Source organism: Geodermatophilus sp. SYSU D01045, from assembly GCF_054050295.1.
Genome location: NZ_JBJGZB010000056.1, coordinates 1 through 3,201 on the forward strand (window position 1 = coordinate 1; position 3,201 = coordinate 3,201).

General features: G+C 78.3%; 2 protein-coding genes. Both read right to left on the reverse strand.

The features are described 5' to 3' along the window. Positions 1-1,963: phenylalanine--tRNA ligase subunit beta (gene pheT / locus ACI798_RS23095; protein ID WP_457049053.1), on the reverse strand; the 1,963-nt coding region annotated here is incomplete at its 3' end. After that, complete coding sequence (pheS, locus tag ACI798_RS23100) at positions 1,964-3,031, reverse strand: phenylalanine--tRNA ligase subunit alpha (protein ID WP_456942857.1); 1,068 nt, start codon at positions 3,029-3,031, stop codon at positions 1,964-1,966. Positions 3,032-3,201: the final 170 nt, after the last annotated feature.

Below are 3,201 nucleotides of genomic sequence, written 5' to 3' on the forward strand. Positions count from 1 at the left end.
CCCCGCCGGCGGCCCCCCGCCGCGCGCCCGCGCCCGCCACCCCCCCCCCCCCCCCCCCCCCCCCCCCCCCCCCCCCCCCCCCCCCCCCCCCCCCCCCCCCCCCCACCGCGACGTGCCAGGGCTGGTCGGGCACCGCGCCGAGCAGGGCGGCGAGGGTCTCGTCGTCGGGCCGGCGGTCGACGCCGGGCAGCGGCGCGGGGGTGCGCCGGTCGCCCGGGAAGACCGCGCCGTGCTCGAACAGGGCGACGTCGCGCCGGCCGCGGGAGAGGTTGCGGGCCAGCGTCGCCAGCAGGCCGGGCAGCAGCGTGGTGCGCAGCGCCGGCTCCTCCTCCGACAGCGGGTTGCGCACGAGCACGACCCGGCGGCGCGGGTCGTCGTCGGCGAGGCCGAGGGCGTCCAGCGCCGGGGCGCCGACGAACGGGTAGGACGGCGCCTCGACGTAGCCGGCCTCGGCCAGCGCCCGGCCGACCGCGCGGCGGCGGCGCTGGGTCTCGGTGAGCCCGCGGCCGGGCGGGGCGGTCGGCAGCACCGAGGGGACGTCGTCGTAGCCGGCCAGCCGGACGACCTCCTCGACCAGGTCGGCCGGGTCGGTGAGGTCCGGGCGCCAGGACGGCGGGGTGACGGTCAGCGAGCCGCCGTCGGCCTCCACCGCGCAGCCGACGGCCTCCAGCAGCTCGACCACCCGGGCCGGCGCGTACGGGACGCCGGAGACCCGGCCGGGCTTCGCGGCGTCCAGCGCGATCGACGGGCGCGGGCCGCGGGTGTCGACGTCGACGAGCGCGCCGACGACGCGGGCGCCGCCGTACTCGCCGAGCAGCTGCGCGGCGCGGGCCAGCGCGGCGACGGTCATCTCCGGGTCGACGCCGCGCTCGAAGCGGCGGGCGGCCTCGCTGGGCAGCCGGTGCCGGCGGGCGGTGCGCGCGACGCCGGTGGGCTCCCAGTGCGCGGCCTCGAGCAGTACGTTCGTGGTGCCGTCGCCGATCTCGGTGGAGGCGCCGCCCATCACCGCGGCCAGCCCGATCGGGCCCGTGTCGTCGGTGATGAGCAGGTCGTCGCCGGACAGCGCCCGGTCGGCGCCGTCGAGGGTGGTCAGCCGCTCGCCCTCGCGGGCCCGCCGCACGACGATCGGGCCGGTCACCGCGTCCCGGTCGAAGGCGTGCATCGGCTGGCCGAGCTCGAGCATCACGTAGTTGGTGACGTCCACGGCCAGGGAGATCGAGCGGACCCCCGACTGCGCGAGCCGGCGGCGCATCCACCACGGGCTGGGCGCGGTCGGGTCCAGGCCCTCCAGCGCGACCATCGAGAACCGGTCGCAGCGGTCGGCGTCGGCGACGGTCACCTCCCAGGCCGGCTCGCCGGACCAGGCGGGCGGCGCCGCCGCGGCCGGGTCGCGCCACGGGACGCCGAGGCCGGTGCCCATCTCGCGGGCGACGCCGCGCATCGACAGGCAGTAGCCGCGGTCGGGGGTGACGTTGAGCTCGATGACGACGTCGTCGAGGCCCACGACGGGGCGGGCGTCCGCGCCGGGCTCGACGCCCTCGCCCAGCACCAGGATCCCGGCGTGGTCCTCGCCGATGCCCAGCTCGCGGACCGAGCAGATCATCCCGTCGGAGACGTGGTCGTAGGTCTTCCGCGCGGCGATCTCGAACCCGCCGGGCAGCACGGCACCGGGCAGCGCGACGACGACGCTGTCCCCCACCGCGAAGTTGCTCGCCCCGCAGACGATCCCGCGCGGGGTGCCCTCGCCGACGTCGACCTGGCACCAGCGGATCGGCTTCTTGAAGCCGGTGAGCTCCTCGATCTCCAGCACCCGGCCGACCACGAGCGGGCCGGTGACCTCGGCCGGGGTGTGGACCTCCTCGACCTCCAGGCCGAGCCGGACGAAGGCGGCGTCGAGGTCCTCGACGGTGGTCCCGGCGGGGACGTCGACGTACTCGGCCAGCCAGCCGACGGGGACCCGCATCTACAGCTCCACTCCGAACGCGCTCGTGAACCGGACGTCGCCCTCGACGATGTCGCGCATGTCGCCGACGCCGGCGCGGAACTGCAGCGCCCGCTCGATGCCCATGCCGAAGGCGAAGCCGCTGTACTCCTCCGGGTCGACGCCGCAGGCGACGAGCACCCGCGGGTTGACCATCCCGCAGCCGCCCCACTCGACCCAGCGCGGGCCGTCGCGGTGCTCGGGGAACCAGACGTCGAACTCCGCCGAGGGCTCGGTGAACGGGAAGTACGACGGCCGCCAGCGGGTGACCGCCTCGGGGCCGAACAGCGCCCGCGCGAGGTGGTCGAGGGTGCCGCGCAGGTGCGCCATCGTCAGCCCGCGGTCGACGGCCAGGCCCTCGACCTGGTGGAAGACCGGGGTGTGCGTCGCGTCGAGCTCGTCGGTGCGGTAGACCCGCCCGGGCGCGACGACGTACACCGGCGGCGTGCGCGACAGCAGCGTGCGGGCCTGCACCGGGCTGGTGTGCGTGCGCAGCACCAGGCCGGAGTCCTCGGGGGCGACGAACAGGGTGTCCATCATCGTGCGCGCCGGGTGGTCGCGGCCGATGTTGAGCGCGTCGAAGTTGAACCACTCGGCCTCGAGCTCCGGGCCGTCGGCCACCTCGTAGCCCATGCCGACGAACACGTCGGCGATCCGCTCCTGCAGCGTGGTCAGCGGGTGGCGGGCGCCGCGCGGGGTGCGGTCCCAGGGCAGGGTGACGTCGACCCGCTCCTCGGCCAGCGCCCGGGCGTCGCGCTCGGCCTCGAGCTCGGCCCGGCGCGTCTCGTAGGCCGCGGTGACGGCGACCCGCGCCGCGTTCACCCGCTTGCCGGCGTCGGCGCGGGCGGCCGGCGGCAGCGCGCCGAGCTCGCGGCGGGCCAGCGGCACGGGCGCGCGGTCGCCGAGGTGGGCCGGGCGGACGGCGGCCAGCGCCTCGAGGTCGCCCGCTCCCGCGAAGGCCTCGCGGGCCGCGGCGACGGCGGCGTCGAGGGCCTCGGCGGACAGGGCCGCGACCTGCTTGGGGTCGTAGGGGTCGTTGGCGCCGGACACGGGAGGCCATTCTGCCCGGCAGCCCGTCCGCTCCGCCCGCGGGTTCTCCGAGGTGACCCGATCGCCGCCCACCCTCCGGGGGGGGGGGGGGGGGGGGGGGGGGGGGGGGGGGGGGGGGGGGGGGGGGGGGGGGGGGGGGGGGGGGGGGGGGGGGGGGGGGGGGGGGGGGG